This window comes from Pseudomonas sp. M47T1 (genome assembly GCF_000263855.1).
Classification (GTDB): Bacteria; Pseudomonadota; Gammaproteobacteria; order Pseudomonadales; family Pseudomonadaceae; genus Aquipseudomonas.
In genome coordinates, this window is record NZ_AJWX01000013.1 from 1 (window position 1) to 16,343 (window position 16,343).

Consider the following 16,343-nt stretch of genomic DNA (forward strand, 5'->3'; position numbering starts at 1 on the left):
ATGCTGGCCATCAGCACCACACTGCCGCCGCCACGGGCCACCAGCGCCGGGATCAGCGCCGAGGTCAACCACAGCGCGCTTTGCAGGTTCACGGTCAGGGTGGCCTGCCACTGGGCGTCGGTGGCGCTGGCCAGCGGCCCCAAGTGCGGGGCGATGCCCGCGTTGCACACCAGAATGTCGAGTTGGCCGAACTGCCCCAGCACCGCCTCGGCCAGGCTCTGCACCTGGCCCTGCTGGCCCAGGTCGGCCGCCTGCGGCCAGGCGTGGATGCCCTCCTCGGCCAACTGCGCGGCCACGCGCCGGCAGTCCTCGGCGTTCTCGCTGCTGATGGCCAGCCGCGCACCGGCCTGGCCATAGGCACGGGCGATGGCCAGGCCGATGCCTCGGGTAGCGCCGGTGATCAACGCCACCTGCCCTTCAAGGTTGAACAGGTTCATGCGTGCTCTCCTTGCAAGCGTGCGCCACTGACGCGCGGCACCGCCAGGCACGCCAGGGCCACCAGCCCCTGCACCAGGCCCACCATCAGCACTGCATGGGGCACGGCCGACAGCTGCCCGGCGCTGATGGCCAGCACCATCAACGGGCTGACGAATTCACCGGCAAAAATGGCTGCGGTGAACAGCCCGGTGGCACGGCCGCGCTGGCTGAAGCCGACCTGAGCCATGATCCAGGTGATCAGCGTGGGCAGCATCAGGCCAATGCCCAAGCCATTGATCACCACAGCCACAACCACTTGCCAATGACTGTTGGCACTGCCCATCAGCACGCCGCCGCAACCGGCCAGCAAAAACGCCAGCAGCAACAACCGCGCCGGGGCAATACGACCCATCAGTCTAAAACTGAGTGCACCGGCCACCACGCCCAACTGGTTGCCGCCCATGGTCAGGCCGATCTGCTGCGGCGCGTCCACGCCCAGCAAGTTGAGGATGAACCCGGCCTGCACCGGCACGATGAACAGACTGGCGCCGGCCAACAGGGCCAGCAGGTACAACGGTGCCAGGGCGCGCCACGGCAAACCGCTGTCGGCCTGCTGCTGCGTGCGGGTGGGCGCCACAGGCTCCCACAGCAAGCGCGCCATCAACGGCAGGAACATCAGGCCCACGGCGTACAGCGCAAAGGGGGCGCGCCAGTTGTCCTGGCCCAGTTGCCCGCCCAGGCCCATGAAGATGGCCGCCGACAGCGAGGTGGCAACCATTTGCAGGGCAAACAGCCGTTCGCGCCGCGCGCCCTGGTAATAATCGCCCATCAGCGTGGTACAGCCGGTCATGATGGCCGCCTCGGCCAGGCCGATGCCGGCACGGCTGGCAACGATCATCGGCAGCGATTGCAGCCACAGCGGCAGCGTGCCGCACAGGGTGTACAGCAGCATGGCCCACAGGAGCAGCGGCTTGCGCCCGACCCGGTCGGCAATGACTCCGGCAAACGGCGCCAGCAGGGCCACCACCAGGGCGGGCAGCGTCAAGGCGATGGGCACCAGCACGGCCACACCCGGGGTGTCGGCAAAATGCGCCTGCATGCGCGGCAGCACCGGGGCCAGCAGCACCGCCCCCAGCACCGGCAGGCAACTGCCCAGCAGTAGCAACAGCGACTGGGGCAGCCCGGCGTTGTGTTCAGCCTTCATGGATGACCTCCAGAGCCAGTGGCCGCGATTTTTCCACGTTCCTCGACGCCCCCGACGACACCAGCGCAGCCTGGGGCTGACGCTTTTGCGGCAACAGGAAGTACGCCAGGGCCGGCAGCAGAATCAGTGCGCCTACCATGTTCCAGACGAACATGAAGGCCAGCAGCACGCCCATGTCGGCCTGGAACTTGATGGGCGAGAACATCCAGGTGCCCACGCCGATGGCCAGCGTCACACCGGTGAGCATCACTACCTTGCCGGTGAACTGCAGGGCCTGGTAATAGGCCTGGGACAGGCTGGCGCCAGCGCGCATCTGCGCCAGCACAATGCTCATCACGTACAGCGCGTAATCCACGCCAATGCCCACGCCCAGGGCGATGACCGGCAAGGTGGCGACCTTGACGCCAATGCCCAGCACCACCATCAGCGCCTCGCACAGGATCGAGGTGAGCATCAATGGCAGCACCGCGCACAGCACCGCGCGCCACGAACGGAAGGTAATCAGGCACAACAGCACCACCGCGCCGTACACCCACCAGAGCATTTCGTGGCTGGCCTGCTTGACCACAATATTGGTGGCGGCCTCGATACCGGCGCTGCCGGCCGCCAGCAGGAACTGCGCCTGGTCGCTGTCATTGGCGCGGGCAAAGGCCTGCACGGTGTCCACTACCCGGGTCAGGGTGTCGGCCTTGTGGTCGGTGAGGTAGGCGTACACCGTCAGCAGGCTGCAATCCTCGTTGTACAACCCGCGCGGTGCGCCGGCCGTGACCATGTTGAGGGTGGCCTGGTTATTGAGCAGTTCGTACCAGCGCGGGTTGCCTTCGGACAGCCCTACCAGCACCCGGCGGTTTAGCAAGGCCAGGGAGTTGGTGGAGTCCACACCGGGCAGGCCACGCAGCTGCCAGTCCAGGTTGTCCACCCGTTGCAGGGTGTCGTAGGCCGAGCAGCCGCCGGGCGGCGTCTTGACCATCACCGCGAACACGTCGCTGCTGGCGCCGTAGTGGGCGGTCAGGTAGGCATTGTCCTGGTTGTAGCGCGAATCGGCGCGCAGCTCCGGCGCGCCCGCATCCAGGTCGCCGACTTTCAGGTGCAGGCTGACCAGGTAGCCGCCTGCGGCCAACAGCGCCGCCACCACCACACACACGCTCGCCCAGCGGCGCTGGGTGAACAGGTCCAGGAAGCGCCAGGCCGGGTGGCGCACCGCCCCGGCGGCGTCGGCCTGCTCGCCGCGCAGGCTGCGGGTGGCCGCCGTGGTGCTGACGCCCACGTAGGACAACAACACCGGCAACAGGATCAGGTTGGTGAAAATCAGCACGGCCACGCCCAGGCTGGCGATCAGGGCCAGGTCCTGGATGACCTGGATCTTGATGATCATCAGCACCGCAAAACCCACCGCATCACACAGCAACGCGGTGAGGCCGGCCATGAACAGTCGGCGGAAGGTGAATCGCGCCGCCACCAGCCGGTGCATGCCACGGCCGATGTCCTGCATGATGCCGTTCATTTTCTGTGCGCCGTGGCTCATGCCAATGGCGAACACCAGGAACGGTACCAGCACCGAATACGGGTCCAGCTCAAAGCCCAGCAGTGGCAGCAGGCCCAACTGCCACACCACCGCCACCAGCGAACAGCTCATCACCAGCGCGGTGCTGCGCAGGCAGCGGGTGTAGCCGTAGAGCACCACGGCGGTGATGGCGATGGCGGCGGCGAAGAACAGCAGAATCTGCCGCAAACCGTCTATCAGGTCGCCCACTACCTTGGCAAAACCGGTGATGCGAATCTCGATGCCATGGCCCTGGTACTGGGTGCGCAGCGCTTCCAGGCGCGTGGCCAGGGCACTGTAGTCCAGGGCCTTGCCATCGGCCGTGGTGGCCAGCAAGGGCACGTAGATGATGCTCGACTGCTGGTCGAACGCCACCAACTGACCGATCTCGTTGGAGCGCTCCACGTTGCGCTTCAGCGCCCCCAGGCTGGCAGCACCGCCGTCGTAGCCGTCGGGGATCACCGGGCCGCCTTCCAGGCCTTCCTCGGTCACACCCACCCAGCGGGTGGCCGGGGTCCACAACGATTTCATGTAGGCGCGGTCAACGCCGGGCAGCAGGTACACCTCGTCGTTGAGTTTCTGCAGGGCCTGCAGGTAGTCCTTGTCGTAGACGCTGCCACGGGTGTTGACCACGGCGATGCGCACGGCATTGCCCAGCCCCGACAACTCCTGGCGATGGGCCAGGTAGTTGGCGATGAAGGGCTGATCACTGGGGATCATTTTCTCGAAGCTGGCATTGAGCGTCAGGCGCGTGGCCTGCCAGCCCAGCACGATGGTGGTGAGCAGGCACAGCAGCAGCACGATGCGCCGGTGGTTGAACAGCGCGCGTTCCAGCAACGAGCCGGAACGGCTGTCGAAGTCAGCCAGGCGACCACTGTGCGGCGCCGCCGGGGAAGAGCTGGGGGCATGCATGGGCTTACTCCGCAGAAGACAAGGTAGGCGCCTGGTTCAGGCGCAAGGGGCCGGCAAAGCCGACGCCGATCAGGCTGCCGTCGCTGGCCTCGGCCACGGCGTTCAGGGGCGCGCCGGCTGCCAGCGGCAGCGGCGCCAGGCCTGTACCGTCGGCATGGCCTTGCAGCACGGCGCCCGCCTGGTTGACCAGCAGCAGGCGCTGGTCACTGACCCACAGGGCGTTGACCGACACCGGCAGCGGGTTGCCGACTTCGCTGAAGGTGTCGCCCTTCAGGCTGTAGAGGTGCCCGCGCAGGCCGCCCAGCAACACGTCGCCGTCTGGCAACAGGGCCAGGCTGAAGAAACTGCCCTCATAGGGGCTGGCCAGGGCATCGAAATGCCCGCCGCCATCGCTCGAATGCAGCACCAGCCCCTGCTCGCCGGCCACCCACAGGTCATGGCCGCGCTGGGCCACGGCGTACAGGTGCAGGCCCTGGGGGTTGGGCAGGCGCCCCGCCCAACTGCTCCAGGTGGCGCCACCGTCCTCGGTGTACAGCGCCAAACCGTAGGCACCGGTGACCAGGCCGTGGCGCGCGTCGCTGAAGCTCAGGGCCAGTAGCGGCTTGTCGGCGCCATCGGCCACCAGCCGCCGGGCCGCAGCCAGGCGCTGATCGTTGCCGTCCTGTTGGGCGGCGGCCAGCTCCAGCGCTGCCGCCCTGCGACCGTCCAGTTGCAGGTGCCAATGCTCGCCAGCGTCGCTGCTGTGCAGCACCACGCCGCCGTGGCCCACGGCCCAGCCCTGCTGGCCGTCGACAAACTGCACGGCGGTCAGGCTGGTGCTGACCGGCACGCTGGCCTGGCGCCAACTGACGCCGTTATTGTCCGATAGCAGCACCGTGCCGCGCTCGCCCACTGCCACCAGCCGGGCGCCGGCGCGGGCGATGCCCAGTAGTACCCCATGCAGTGCCTGGGGCGACTGCACGGCCGGCTGGGCCAGCACGTCCGACGCGCTGGCCGCCTGGGCGCCCAGCCCGGCCATGGAAAGGCACAGCGCACTGATCAGCAAGGAGGCCTTCATCTCAGCGCACACCTTCGCCGGCCAGGGCATCGGGGGTGAACACCGAGTCCTTGTAGGCCTGTACCACGCGGTATTGCTCGTTCTTGCCGGCAAAGATATCGCCGGTGAACCAGGCACCCGACAGCAAGTCATAGAAGCCGTTGGTCAGGGTCACCACGCCCGGCATGTCCGGCAGTACCACGGGGGTGGTCCACAGGGCCTTGGCCAACTGGTTCTGGGCGTCATAACGTTCACCGAGCACGGCGGCCCAGGTGTCTTCGTCCAGGTAGTAGGTGCTGCGCGGCATCACGTGGCGCTTGCCGGCCTTGAGGGTGGCTTCCACTACCCACACGCGGTGCAGTTCCCAGCGGATGTCGGCCGGGTTGAGGTGGTGGTCGCCCAGCAGGTCAGTGGGGTTGGCTACGGTGAACACCTTGTTGGAGTTGTAGGGGATGTACAGCTCCTTCTTGCCCACCAGCTTCCAGTCGAAGCCGTCAATGCGGCCGTTGAACACGTACAGTTCGTCGAAGCTCATCACCCCGGCAGTGGCCGGTGTCGGCGTGTCGCAGCAGGCATTGGGCAGGCGGCGCACACGGCGCTGGCCTGGCAGGTAGGTCCACACCCCGGCGTTGTTGGCATTGATGTTTTCGCGACCGGTAATGGCTTCGCCGGCGCGCAGCGGCGGGCCGTCGTTGACCATGCGGATGGTCCAGAACACGCCGTCTTTCTTGCCACCGTCGGGCAGGTACCAGGGCATTTGCAGGTCGGCCTTGGAATCGTTGGTCAGCACGTGCTTGCCGTCGGCGGTGGTCAGGTACTGGGTGAAGTCGGCGTGCCAGGACGCCCCGCGCCAGCGCAGCAAGTGGTTCCAGATGGCCTCGGCGCCACTTTTCGGAATCGGGAACGGAATACCGCCCTGGCCGTTTTCGGGCATGGGCCCGGCAGCGCCGTCCACCAGTGTGGCGCCGGTGGCGTTCTTGTAGGTGGCGTCATACACCGGTTGCGGCGCTGCCGCCGTGCGGTGGGTGGGGTACACGTCCAGGTGATAGCTGTCGGGGTACTTCTTGAGCATGGCCAGGGTGCCCTGGGACAGCTTGTCGGCGTACTTGCCGGCGTTCTGAGCAGTGATGGTGAACAGCGGCTTTTCCGTGGCAAAGGGGTCGCCGCGCTTGCCGCCGTCCTTGTAGGCCGGGTCGGCCTGGGTCATGCCGCCGTTCCAGGCCGGAATGCTGCCATCGGCGTTGCCGGCGCGCTCGGCGCCCAGGGGCGTGAGGGTGGTCTTGAGGGTGTCGGCTTCACTGGCCGACACGGCGGCCATCGCGCCTTGAGCCAGCAGCAGCGAGGACGCCAGGGCGGTGAACAGCAAGGTCATTGGTTTCATCAGCAGGTCCTCGGTTCAAAAAGTGCGGCTGACGCTGAAGGCCACGAAATCCCGGTCCTTGAGCGACTGTTCGAAGGTGTAGTTGTTGTTTTCATCGAGAAAGGTATTGGCCGGGCCGTAGTAGTGCGTGTACGTGAGCCCCAGGTTCCAGGTGTTGAGGTAGTTGCCCTTGATGCCGATGTTCATGTCGCCGCCGCGGTTGGTGCCAAACGCGGTGCCCAGGGATTCGGACGCGCCGTGGGTGTAGCTGATGCCCAGCGGGATGCTCACGTCCATGCCCGGGAAGAACTGCCGGTACATGGGCTCGTACACCGTGCGAAAGCTCCAGGCGTCGCGGTCGGCGTTGGGGTCCACGGCGTCGGGGTTGCGGGTGACGCTCAGGGTGCGGTTCCACGCCAGTTCGCCAATGAAGCTGGACTCCATGGCCACGAAGGTCGGGCCGAAGCTGGCCAGCCACGACAGGTTGGCGTGCAGGGTGTGGCCGGTGGCGTACAGGGCGTCGTCGGCTTCGTTGGAGATGGCTTCGCCAGCCAGCAAGGTGCGCTGGTTGGTGGACGCCAGGGGCTGGTGCCAACGGGTGGACAGCTCGCCCGCGACGTTGAACTGGTCAAGCGTGGTGGAGAAGCTCGCGCCCAGGGCTTCGATGCCCTCTGGGTACACCCAGTAATACTCGCCCGCCTGGCCGGTGACCGGGTTGAGATTGGCAAAGTCGGGGCGCACTTCCAGCTGCGGGTTCTTGTCGTGGAAGCGAATGGCGTACAGACCGTAGTCGACGGTTTCGGTGCGCCATTTCAATTGCACGCCGCCCTGCCCCGAGTCCTTGGCGTTCTTGTTGCCGCCGCTGTAGAACGCCAGCGGCTGGCCGCCAGGGATCACCGCGTCACCGGCATACAGGCGCTCGTTGCCACTGCCGATGCTGTCGAAGCTGGAGAAGTAGCTGCCCGCTGCTGGCAGGCGGTTGGCTTCCCATTCAAACTGGTAGTAGGCGCCTACCGACACATCAGGCGTCAGCTGGAACTGCCCGGACATTTGCCGCACCGGGCGAATCAGTTCCTTGAACTGGGTGTTGGGCACCGACAGGCCCTTGACCACGTCGATGGGCGCCATGCCGCCGGCAATGCCGTTCATGCCGTAGAACAGGCTCTCGCCCCACTGCATGGCGTACTGGCCGATGCGGCCGGACACCGGCATGTCGCCCCAGTCGGCCTTGCCGTAGATGAAGGCGTCGAGGATCTCGCCTTCGCGGCCGTGCAGTTTGCGGGTCTGGTCGGTGAAATGGTCATAGTCCACCGAGGTACTGTTGTTGGTACCGGGCGAGTTGTTGTCGTTGCTCTTGTTGTAGACGTCGTCGTACCAGGCCGCGCCGCTGACCCGGGCGCCGACGTTCTTGTAGCCGATGTCGAACTCGGACAGCAGGTCCAGGCGGTCGGAGATCATGCCGCCACTGAAGTTGCGGTCGCCGTCATCGCCGTTCACCGCTGCGGTACCGGTGGTGAGCTTGTCGCTGCGGCCCTCGGTACGCCAAGCAGCGCTGTACTTGAGGGTGTTGTCCCAGCGGGTGCTGATGTCGGGGTTGCCGGTGTCAAACTGAAAGGCCTGCGCGTTGCCCGCCAGCAGGCCGAACATCATCAGGCTCAGGGCGAACGGCGGGTGGGCGCCGCGCAGCACGGTAAGGTGCAGACGTACCATGGGGAAACCTCTTCTGTTGTTCTTGTTATCAGGTTCGCCGCGCCCATCGAGGGACGCGGTCGCGTGGCAAGGCGTGGTTCAGATTTCCTCGGCCGTCAGCGCCAGCATCTGGCGCACCAGGCCTACCCGGTCGAAGGCGTGGTCGTGTTCGATTTCCTTGTCACCGGCCAGGATCGAACTGTCGCTGATGAACTTGCAGCGCTCGTAGCGCCGCTCCATGAAGCGCTTGAGCAGCGCATCAACGCCCTGCCCGCCCGGCTCGCCCAGCAGTTCGCCCAGCACCACGGCGTCTTCGATGGCCATGCCGGCGCCCTGGCCCAGGTGCGGCGTGGTGGCATGGGCAGCATCGCCGATCAGCAGCACACGGCCGCGGTACCAGGGTTCGCTGACAAACACCACTTCCATGGGCTTGTAGACCACCTGGCTGCTGTCGATGATTTGCTCGCGCAGTTCGCCGATCAGGCCGGTGAAGGCGCCCAGGCGCTTGCGCATCTCGGCCGCCAGGGTGGCGGTGTCCATCCACGGGTTGCCGGGCTCATACGAGGTCAGGTACAGGTACATCAAGTCATCGGCCAGCGGGCACAGGCCGGCATTGCCGTCCGGGCCCAGGTAGTTGGCCAGGTGGTCGATGGAAGGGTCGCGCTTGAAGTTGTAACGCCATACCGACTGGCCGGTGTGACGTGGCGTGTAGGTGTCGCCGAACAGCAGGCCGCGCACCTTGGAGAACAGCCCGTCGGCGCCCACCACCAATTCGTAGCGGCCCTGGCTGCCATCGGTGAAGGTCACGTCCACGCCCTGCTCGTCCTGGTCCAGGCGCTCGACGCTGGTGCCCAGGCGAATCCGCGTGCCCAGTTCGGCGGCGGTGGTGCTCAATACCTGGTGCAGCGCCAGGCGCGAAATACCGACGTTGGCCGGATACTGCGGGCCGGCCAGGCGCTGGCCGGGGATGCGTGCCAAGGTATGGCCATGGGCGTTGTACAGGGCCACGTCCTCGAACGCGAACGCCGCCTTCAGGTAGCCGTCGAGCACACCCAGGCGGGCCATCTCACGCACTACATTGCACTGCTGGATGATGCCCACGCCGTACACCGTCCACTCGGCCTTCAGTTCCACCAGGTCCACTTCAATGCCCTTGCGCCGCAGGGCAATGGCGGCGCACAGGCCACCGATGCCGCCGCCCACAATCAGGACTTTGCTCACTGCTGTCATGGCGTTGCTCCGTATTCTTGTTATGGGTGCTTCAGATGTCGTCAATGCAGGGGTTGCGCTGGGTGCCCAGCTTGGCAATGGTCCCTTCCATCAGGTCGCCGGCTTGCAGGAAACGGTTGTAGTGGGTGCCATTGCCCGAGGGCGAGCCGCTGCAGATCAGGTCACCGGGCAGCAGCTGCACGCTCTGGGAGATGAATTCGATAATGCGCGCCACGTCGAAGATCATGTCGGCGGTGCTTTCGTCCTGCATCACCTGGCCATTGAGGCGCAGGGTCAGTTGCAGCTCTTGGGGGTTGCCCACATAGGCCGCTGGCACCAGGTAGGGGCCCATGGGCAGGAACGTTGGCGCGTTCTTGCTGCTCAGCCAGTCCATGCCCATTTGCGGGATGTCGGGGCGGAACACCTTGGTGCGCTCGGTAAGATCGTTGACCACCACGTAGCCGGCCACGTGTTCCAGGGCCTGGTCGCGGCTGACGCGGTAGGCGGGCTTGCCGATGACTACGCCCAGCTCCAGTTCCCAGTCGGGCTTTTTCGCCCCGGCCGGAATGATGATGGGGTCGAAGGGGCCAGTGACGGTGGAGGCCACTTTGTTGAATACGAACGGCTTGCCTTCACGGGCGCGCTTGTTCATCAGGTCCACGGCGTAGGCGCGGCGCTGGGTGTTGTCCATGCCGTCGGTTTCGAACTGCGGGTCGTCGACGATCAGGTCCACCACGTGCTTGTGGTAGTTGGCGCCGGAACAGAAAATCTGCCGGGGCAGGTCCACCGGGGCGTGGTACTGCACCTGGTCCAGGGTGAGGAACGCCAGGCCGCAGTCGTCGGCGGCCAATTGCCGGGCCAGGGGGTCCAGGTGCGCGAAGTTGTGCTCCCAGTCTTCCAGCAGGCCCAGCACACTGTGGGCGCCACGCAGTGGGGCGAGGTGCGCCAGGGCGGCCACGGCGATAACCTTGTTGGCCACCACCAGGCCTGCGAAGCGCGGGCTGCCGGCGGCGGAAAAGGTGCCCAGGGCAAAGGGCGTTTCGATCGATGGATGAGTCATTATTGTCTCCACTGTCGTGCAATGAGCTTCAGGGCTGGCGAGGGATTTGACTAATCGCATGTTCGGATGCGATGTATCGGCGATCGCGATACCTCCCTGCCGCCCGGTTTGCTGTGTTCAAGCATCAGCCAGCCGTCTTCGATATGGTGCGCCAGGGCCTGCAGGCGTTCGCCCAGGCAGGGCCCGTAGACGCACTCACCGCTCAGCGGCAAAAATTGCGCGCCGTGGGCGTAGCAGATGATTCGTTGGCCATCGGCGGACAGGTAACGGTCCTTGCGGTACTCCAGGGGCACGTCCAGGTGCGGGCAGCTGTTGCTGTACACCCGCACCAGGCCGCCGTGGCGCAGGGCAAACACCGTGTCGCTGCCCACCCCATGGGGGTCGAACCCGCGTGACTGGCCTTCTACCAGTTGTTCCAGCGGGCACAGGGCGATGGCCATGGCTTAACCCTGCTTCGGCGGCGGGCCGCCTGGCGCCCACTTCTCGCGGCCGGTAAACAGGAACAGCTGCGAATTGTCCGCCGACATCGGCGCCTGGCGTGCGGCCCAGTCATCGTCGTGCTTGTCCATGTCGGCGTCGTACTCGATGTGGCAGCCCAGCGGGCTGTTGAAGTACCAGAACCAATTGGAGCCCAACAGGTGACGGCCCGGCCCCCAGAAGCTGGTCCAGCCCTTGGCGGCGAAGCGGGTGCCAGCCAGCAGTACTTCGGTGCCGCTGCCCAGGTGGAAGGTGAAATGCTCGCAGCCCTTCATGTGCGGTGGCGTCTGGATCATGAACAGGCAGTGGTGGTCATCCGCCCCTGCCGGGCGCATGAACGGGCCCACGCCGACAAAGCTATCGGTGGTGCGGAAGCCCAGGCGATGGTAGAAGGCCTCGGCCTTGGCCGCGTCGGGCACGAAATACACCACGTGGGACAGGGTGCGCGGCACCGCCGGCATGTCCGGGCTGATGCCGATCTGGTTCAGCGGCCGCTGCGGGGCACTGCCCGGGGCGTTGGTGAGGTCGGCGCTGGCCACCAGCTCGCGGCGCACGCTGACCTGGAAGGCGATGGCAAAGCCCATATCGTCCACGCAGTGCAACGCACCATTGGCGTCGCGGCTGACGCTGCGGTCGCGGGCCAGTTCGTCTTCGATAGCGTCCAGGTCGGCGGCGCTGGCCACGCCGTACACGGTTTCGCGTATCGATGGCGAGGGGCCGAAACCGGGCGGCAACTGCGCGTCGTCGGCGCGGCGGATAATGATCGCGGTACCGTCCATGGCTTCAAAACGTCCGCCTGCGTCGCTCACATCCAGCGGTGTCAGGCCGTAGTCGGTCAGGCAGGCGGTACAGGCGGGCACATCGTCCACGCCAAACACCAGGGCATCGAGGCCTAGGATACTCATGCAAACCACTCCATTGAAATTATGATACGGACACAGGCTGTATCCGGTGGCATGCCCGGCAAACCGGGATGCGGTACAGAGTGGCGCGGTGCTTGGCAGCTGACTAATCGTGAGTGGGGATGGGATGTATCGGCGTTGGCGATACCTCGGGTCGGGGTTGACGCGTCGATGGTTTCGCGTGAATGTATCGACAAAATAACTACAAGAACCGTGAGCACATGCCATGCGCTTCAACCACCTGGACTTGAACCTGTTGGTCGCCCTCGACATCCTGCTCGAGGAGCAGAACATCACCCGCGCCGCCGAGCGCCTGCACATGACCCAATCGGCCACCAGTGGCGTGCTGGGCCGCCTGCGCACCTATTTCGAAGATGAACTGCTGGTGCAGGTGGGCCGCAAGATGCAGCCCACGCCCTACGCCCTGGAGTTGATGGAACCGGTGCGCGACGTGCTGCTGAAGATTCGTTCGTCCATCACCAGCAAACCGGCTTTCGACCCGTCCACCAGCAAGCGCCACTTCCGCCTGGTAACCTCCGATTACCTGATCAGCGTGCTGCTGGCCCAGGTGATCGAGAAAATCAGCCAGGAAGCGCCGTCCATCACCTTCGAAATGCTTGGCCCTGGCGACAACTCCAGCGAACTGCTGGTGCGCGGCGAAGTGGACCTGATGATCGTGCCCGAACGCTACGTACTCGAAGACCACCCCTCGCAACTGCTGTTCGAGGAAGAGCACGTGTGCGCCGTGTGGAACGGCAACACCCAGGTGGGCGAGAGCCTGACGCTTGAGCAGTACATGGACATGGGCCACGTGTCGGTAGGCTTTGGCCGCACCCGGCACATGAGCATCGAGGAGTGGTTCATGAACCAGTACGGCTTCAGCCGCCGCCTGGAAGTGATCACCAACGACTTCAACACCCTGCCCCAGCTGATCATCGGCACCCAGCGCGTAGCCACCATGCACGGGCGCCTGGCGCGTTTATACGCCAAGCATCTGCCGCTGCGCATCCTGCCCACACCGGTGAAGATCCCACTGATGCGCGAGTTCATGCTGTGGCACCGGACCATGGAAGGCGACCCGATGCACCGGTGGCTGAGGGAGCAGATCGGAGGGATCATTCTGGGCTTGGAGCAGCCGTTGGCGGCGTGATCGCGGGCTGTTTTTTAACCGCTGCCGTCAGGCTGCGCGGGGCCCTGCCGCAGATCTTCACGACTACAGAACGGCGGTGTAACAGAACTGCCTACTGTGGGAGCGGACTTGCCAGCGAGTTTTCAGGGCCTTGCCAGCTCCCACCGTATTCCCGCGTAGCGGCCGCTGCCGCAGGTGTTCCGGTATCAGCCCAGCCATCGACCCTATCAATACCCACCCATCAACCCAATCTGTTTCCCCCCTGCCCCGTGCCTCGTTAGCCTCGCTCCATACTCATAACAACAGCGAGCACGCCCCGATGAGCGCCCTTCACCTGCACTGCAAGATGCTGTTTGACAGCACCAGCCTGACACCCCGTACCCAGCAGACGCTGATCGCCGAGAACGGCGTGCTGACCTACGTGGGGCCCACTGCCCAGGCGCCGACGCCTCAGCCCGGTGACACCCTGGTCGACGCCAGCGAGCACTTTGTGATGCCCGGGCTGGTAGACGTGCATACCCACCTGGCGTTTGGCAACGCCCAGAGCGAGGAAGACATTGACCTGTGGACCAGCGATGAGTTTCGTGCCCTGCGTGGCATGTTCTTCGCCCAGCACGTGCTGGCCGCCGGTGTTACCAGCATGGTCTGCCCCGGTGACAGCGGCCAGTTGAGCATTTCGGTGCGCAATGCCATCAACGCTGGGTTGTTCGATGGCCCGCGAGTGGCGGCCAGCAGCCGCGTGATCACCAACCGCCAGAGCCTCAACGACTGGTTCCCCAGCCGCGTCGGCGCGCCGGAATTCTTTACCGCGCGCCTGGTCACCAGCCGCAGCGAAGCCATCGCCGAGATCCGTACCCAGGCCAAGGATGGCGTGGACCTGATCAAGATCGCCATGGACGGCACCCACCGCCGCCCCGACGGTTCGATCATTGCCGCGTTCACCGCCGATGAAACCAAAGAGATGGTCGAGGAAGCCCACCGCCTGGGCTGCAAGGTGGCCACTCACGCCTACGGCCGCGAAGCGGTGTTGTACGCGGCCAAGGCTGGCGTGGACCTGGTGTTCCATGCGTTCTACATGGACGACGACTGCATCGAGGCGCTGCTGGACGCCGGCAGTATCCTGGCACCGACCATGACCTTTCCACAGAACACCGTGGACTTCTGTCAGCCCCATGACCCGGCCGTCACCACCGGTTACGCCGGCTATTGCGCACGCACCCTGGAGGTAGGTTCGGCGGTACTCAGGCGCGCCAAGGCCGCCGGCGTGCCGTTCGCCTGTGGCAGTGACTCGGGCTTTGCCGTGACCCCGTACGGCGAATGGCATGCCCGCGAGCTGGAGTTGCTGGTCAAGCGCATTGGCTTCACCCCAGCCGAAGCCTTGTACGCCGCCACCAACGTCGGCGCCCGCTGCATGCCCAAAGGCGACACCCTGGGCAGCCTGGCCGTGGGCAAGCAAGCCGACTTCCTGGTGCTGGACAGCTCGCCGCTGGACGATATCCGCGTGCTGCAGGACCGCAGCCGCTTCAAGGCCGTGTACAAGGCCGGGCAGCCAGTGAACCTCAGCCGCAGCCCCTACAACCCCAAACAGGTCTCGGACTTCAACTCGCTGAAGTGGACCGATCTCTACACCCGCGACCGCGTCGCCCAACTGGGGAAATGGACCGTATGAACCACCTCGACCTGCACACTGCCACCCTCATCGCCAGCCAGGCCATCGCCAGCGGCCGCGAACTCGGCCTGCGTCCGTTGGCCGCTGCCGTGCTGGACGCCGCCGGCCACCCACTGGCTGTGCTGCGCGACGAACAAGCGAGCTTCCTGCGCCCGCAGATCGCCACCGGCAAGGCCCGCGGTTGCCTGGGCATGGGCCTGGGCGGCCGCGAACTGGCCCGCCGAGCCCAGGCCATGCCGGCCTTCTTCGATGCCATCAACAGCCTCACCGACGGCCAGGTGATTCCGGTGGCCGGCGGCGTGCTGATCCGCAACGCCCAGGGCGCGCTGCTGGGCGCCATCGGCATCAGCGGCGACACCTCCGACAACGATGAACGCTGCGCCCTGGCCGCCCTCGACACGGCCGGCCTTGTGGCCGATACCGGAGACGCTCAGGCCTGATTGAGCAACGTGGCCTGCTCCACCAGCAGGCCGCGAAACCAGGCCAGTGCCGGATCATCCTGCTGATAGGGGTGCCACTGCATGACCTGCAAGGCCCGCGGCAACGCCAGCGGCGCCGGCACAATACGCACCCCCTGCACCGTGGCAAACTGCTCAGCCTGACGCCGAAACAGCGTCGCAACCCGGTCGCTGCCCGCCACGAACGCCGGCATCAACGCAAAACTCTCCACCGCCACCCCCACTTTGCGCTCGATACCCTGCTCGGCCAGGTACGCCGCATCCATCGCCAGGGTACGCCCGTCGGCAAACTCACGCACCACATGCTCGGCCTTGCGATACGCCGCAAGGTTCAGCCCTTGCGCGTGAACCGCAGACTGGGCACAGACAATGCAGCACCACTGATCCACCAGCAGCGGTACGTGGGGGTAGTCGGTGTTGAGCCGGCGCTGGGGCACGATCACACAGTCGCTGCGCCGGTAATCCAGCGCCTCGCTGACCACATCACTGCCCCGCGGTTGCGGCAAATCGCGCAGGGCCAGGCGTACCCCCGGCGCCACCTGCGCCAGCACGCGGCTGACCACCGGCATCAATACCGCCGCCACATAGTCGGACGCCACCACCGTGAAACGCCGCTGACACAGCCCGGGGTCGAAGGCCTGAGGCGCCTCGATGATCTCCCGGGTCAACGCCAGTGCCTCACGCACCTTGGGCAACAACACCTGCGCCCGCGCCGTCGGCTCCAACCGCCGGCCCACCGCCACCAGCAACGGATCATTGAAATGCTCGCGCAACCGCCCCAGTGCCGAACTGGTGGCCGACTGGCCCAGGTTGAGGCGCTCGGCGGCGCGGGTGACGTTGCACTCGGTAAGCAAAGCTTCGAGGGCCACCAGCAGATTGAGGTCGAGGCGTTGGTAGCGCATGGGGCGTCCGTGGGTAAAGGGCCAGTGGGCACCATAGCCAGCGCTAGGGCTGCGGACCAATCGAGATGCGTGGGGGGCAGGTATTGGTGGTGTCGATACCTGGTGCTTATAGTCGCTGGGGCGGCTACCGCTCAGGCGAGGTGCAGGCCACAGCCACAGGCAATACTTGTATATCGACCCGGCGATTGGAGGCTCGTCCCCACTCGGTGTCGTGACCGGCAACCGGTTGGCTGGCCGCGAGCCCTTGTACGGCGAAGCAGCCATCGGGAATGTCGCTCATGCTGTGCATCCAGTCGCGCACGGCCACGGCACGGCCAAGGGACAGGCGCGGATGGCGCTGAACCGTTGGGCACCTCACCACAACTATGCATAAATA

General features: G+C 65.7%; 14 protein-coding genes. 3 read left to right on the top strand and 11 right to left on the bottom strand.

Going from position 1 to position 16,343, the window contains the following annotated elements; translation table 11 throughout:
* The 10 genes from PMM47T1_RS14750 to PMM47T1_RS14795 form a co-directional block, all read right to left on the bottom strand.
* Positions 1 to 437 (bottom strand): SDR family NAD(P)-dependent oxidoreductase (locus PMM47T1_RS14750; protein ID WP_008370193.1); only part of this gene is annotated, 437 nt, incomplete at its 3' end.
* Positions 434 to 1,621, bottom strand: coding sequence for an MFS transporter (locus tag PMM47T1_RS14755; protein ID WP_008370196.1), 1,188 nt, complete (start codon positions 1,619 to 1,621; stop codon positions 434 to 436). The genes PMM47T1_RS14750 and PMM47T1_RS14755, both read right to left, overlap by 4 nt.
* Positions 1,611 to 4,076 carry an efflux RND transporter permease subunit gene (locus tag PMM47T1_RS14760; protein ID WP_008370197.1) on the bottom strand — a complete coding sequence of 822 codons (2,466 nt, stop codon included), beginning with the start codon at positions 4,074 to 4,076 and terminating at the stop codon, positions 1,611 to 1,613. The genes PMM47T1_RS14755 and PMM47T1_RS14760 overlap by 11 nt, the downstream gene beginning before the upstream one ends.
* Before the next feature lie 4 nt (positions 4,077 to 4,080).
* On the bottom strand, positions 4,081 to 5,133 hold the full coding sequence (locus PMM47T1_RS14765; RefSeq protein WP_043301085.1) for a WD40/YVTN/BNR-like repeat-containing protein: 1,053 nt from the start codon (positions 5,131 to 5,133) through the stop codon (positions 4,081 to 4,083).
* A 1-nt stretch (position 5,134) separates the two neighbouring features.
* Positions 5,135 to 6,484, bottom strand: a complete 1,350-nt coding sequence (locus PMM47T1_RS14770) for a DUF1329 domain-containing protein (RefSeq protein ID WP_008370199.1) — start codon at positions 6,482 to 6,484, stop codon at positions 5,135 to 5,137.
* 24 nt (positions 6,485 to 6,508) lie between these two features.
* The gene (locus PMM47T1_RS14775) at positions 6,509 to 8,122 is read right to left on the bottom strand and encodes a DUF1302 domain-containing protein (RefSeq protein WP_443216097.1); all 1,614 of its coding nucleotides are present in this window, start codon (positions 8,120 to 8,122) and stop codon (positions 6,509 to 6,511) included.
* A 138-nt stretch (positions 8,123 to 8,260) separates the two neighbouring features.
* Positions 8,261 to 9,391 (bottom strand): FAD-dependent oxidoreductase, encoded by a 1,131-nt coding sequence (locus PMM47T1_RS14780; RefSeq protein ID WP_008370201.1) that lies wholly within the window; start codon positions 9,389 to 9,391, stop codon positions 8,261 to 8,263.
* Positions 9,392 to 9,422: 31 nt separating this feature from the next.
* Complete coding sequence (locus PMM47T1_RS14785; protein WP_008370203.1) at positions 9,423 to 10,430, bottom strand: fumarylacetoacetate hydrolase family protein; 1,008 nt, start codon at positions 10,428 to 10,430, stop codon at positions 9,423 to 9,425.
* Positions 10,431 to 10,480: 50 nt separating this feature from the next.
* The gene (locus PMM47T1_RS14790) at positions 10,481 to 10,870 is read right to left on the bottom strand and encodes a Rieske (2Fe-2S) protein (protein ID WP_008370205.1); all 390 of its coding nucleotides are present in this window, start codon (positions 10,868 to 10,870) and stop codon (positions 10,481 to 10,483) included.
* A 3-nt stretch (positions 10,871 to 10,873) separates the two neighbouring features.
* Positions 10,874 to 11,812 carry a VOC family protein gene (locus PMM47T1_RS14795; protein ID WP_008370209.1) on the bottom strand — a complete coding sequence of 313 codons (939 nt, stop codon included), beginning with the start codon at positions 11,810 to 11,812 and terminating at the stop codon, positions 10,874 to 10,876.
* A gap of 223 nt (positions 11,813 to 12,035) precedes the next feature.
* Here PMM47T1_RS14795 and PMM47T1_RS14800 point away from each other — a divergent pair, with 223 nt between their 5' ends.
* The 3 genes from PMM47T1_RS14800 (at position 12,036) to PMM47T1_RS14810 (ending at position 15,047) form a co-directional block, all read left to right on the top strand.
* On the top strand, positions 12,036 to 12,959 hold the full coding sequence (locus PMM47T1_RS14800; protein WP_008370211.1) for a LysR family transcriptional regulator: 924 nt from the start codon (positions 12,036 to 12,038) through the stop codon (positions 12,957 to 12,959).
* Between the two features lie 298 nt (positions 12,960 to 13,257).
* Positions 13,258 to 14,607, top strand: a complete 1,350-nt coding sequence (locus tag PMM47T1_RS14805) for a metal-dependent hydrolase family protein (RefSeq protein WP_008370213.1) — start codon at positions 13,258 to 13,260, stop codon at positions 14,605 to 14,607.
* Entirely contained in the window at positions 14,604 to 15,047 is a 444-nt protein-coding gene (locus PMM47T1_RS14810) for a GlcG/HbpS family heme-binding protein (RefSeq protein ID WP_008370217.1), read from the top strand. The genes PMM47T1_RS14805 and PMM47T1_RS14810 overlap by 4 nt, the downstream gene beginning before the upstream one ends.
* Here PMM47T1_RS14810 and PMM47T1_RS14815 read toward each other — a convergent pair.
* Complete coding sequence (locus PMM47T1_RS14815; RefSeq protein ID WP_008370219.1) at positions 15,038 to 15,967, bottom strand: LysR family transcriptional regulator; 930 nt, start codon at positions 15,965 to 15,967, stop codon at positions 15,038 to 15,040. The genes PMM47T1_RS14810 and PMM47T1_RS14815 overlap by 10 nt on opposite strands.
* Between the last annotated feature and the right edge of the window lie 376 nt (positions 15,968 to 16,343).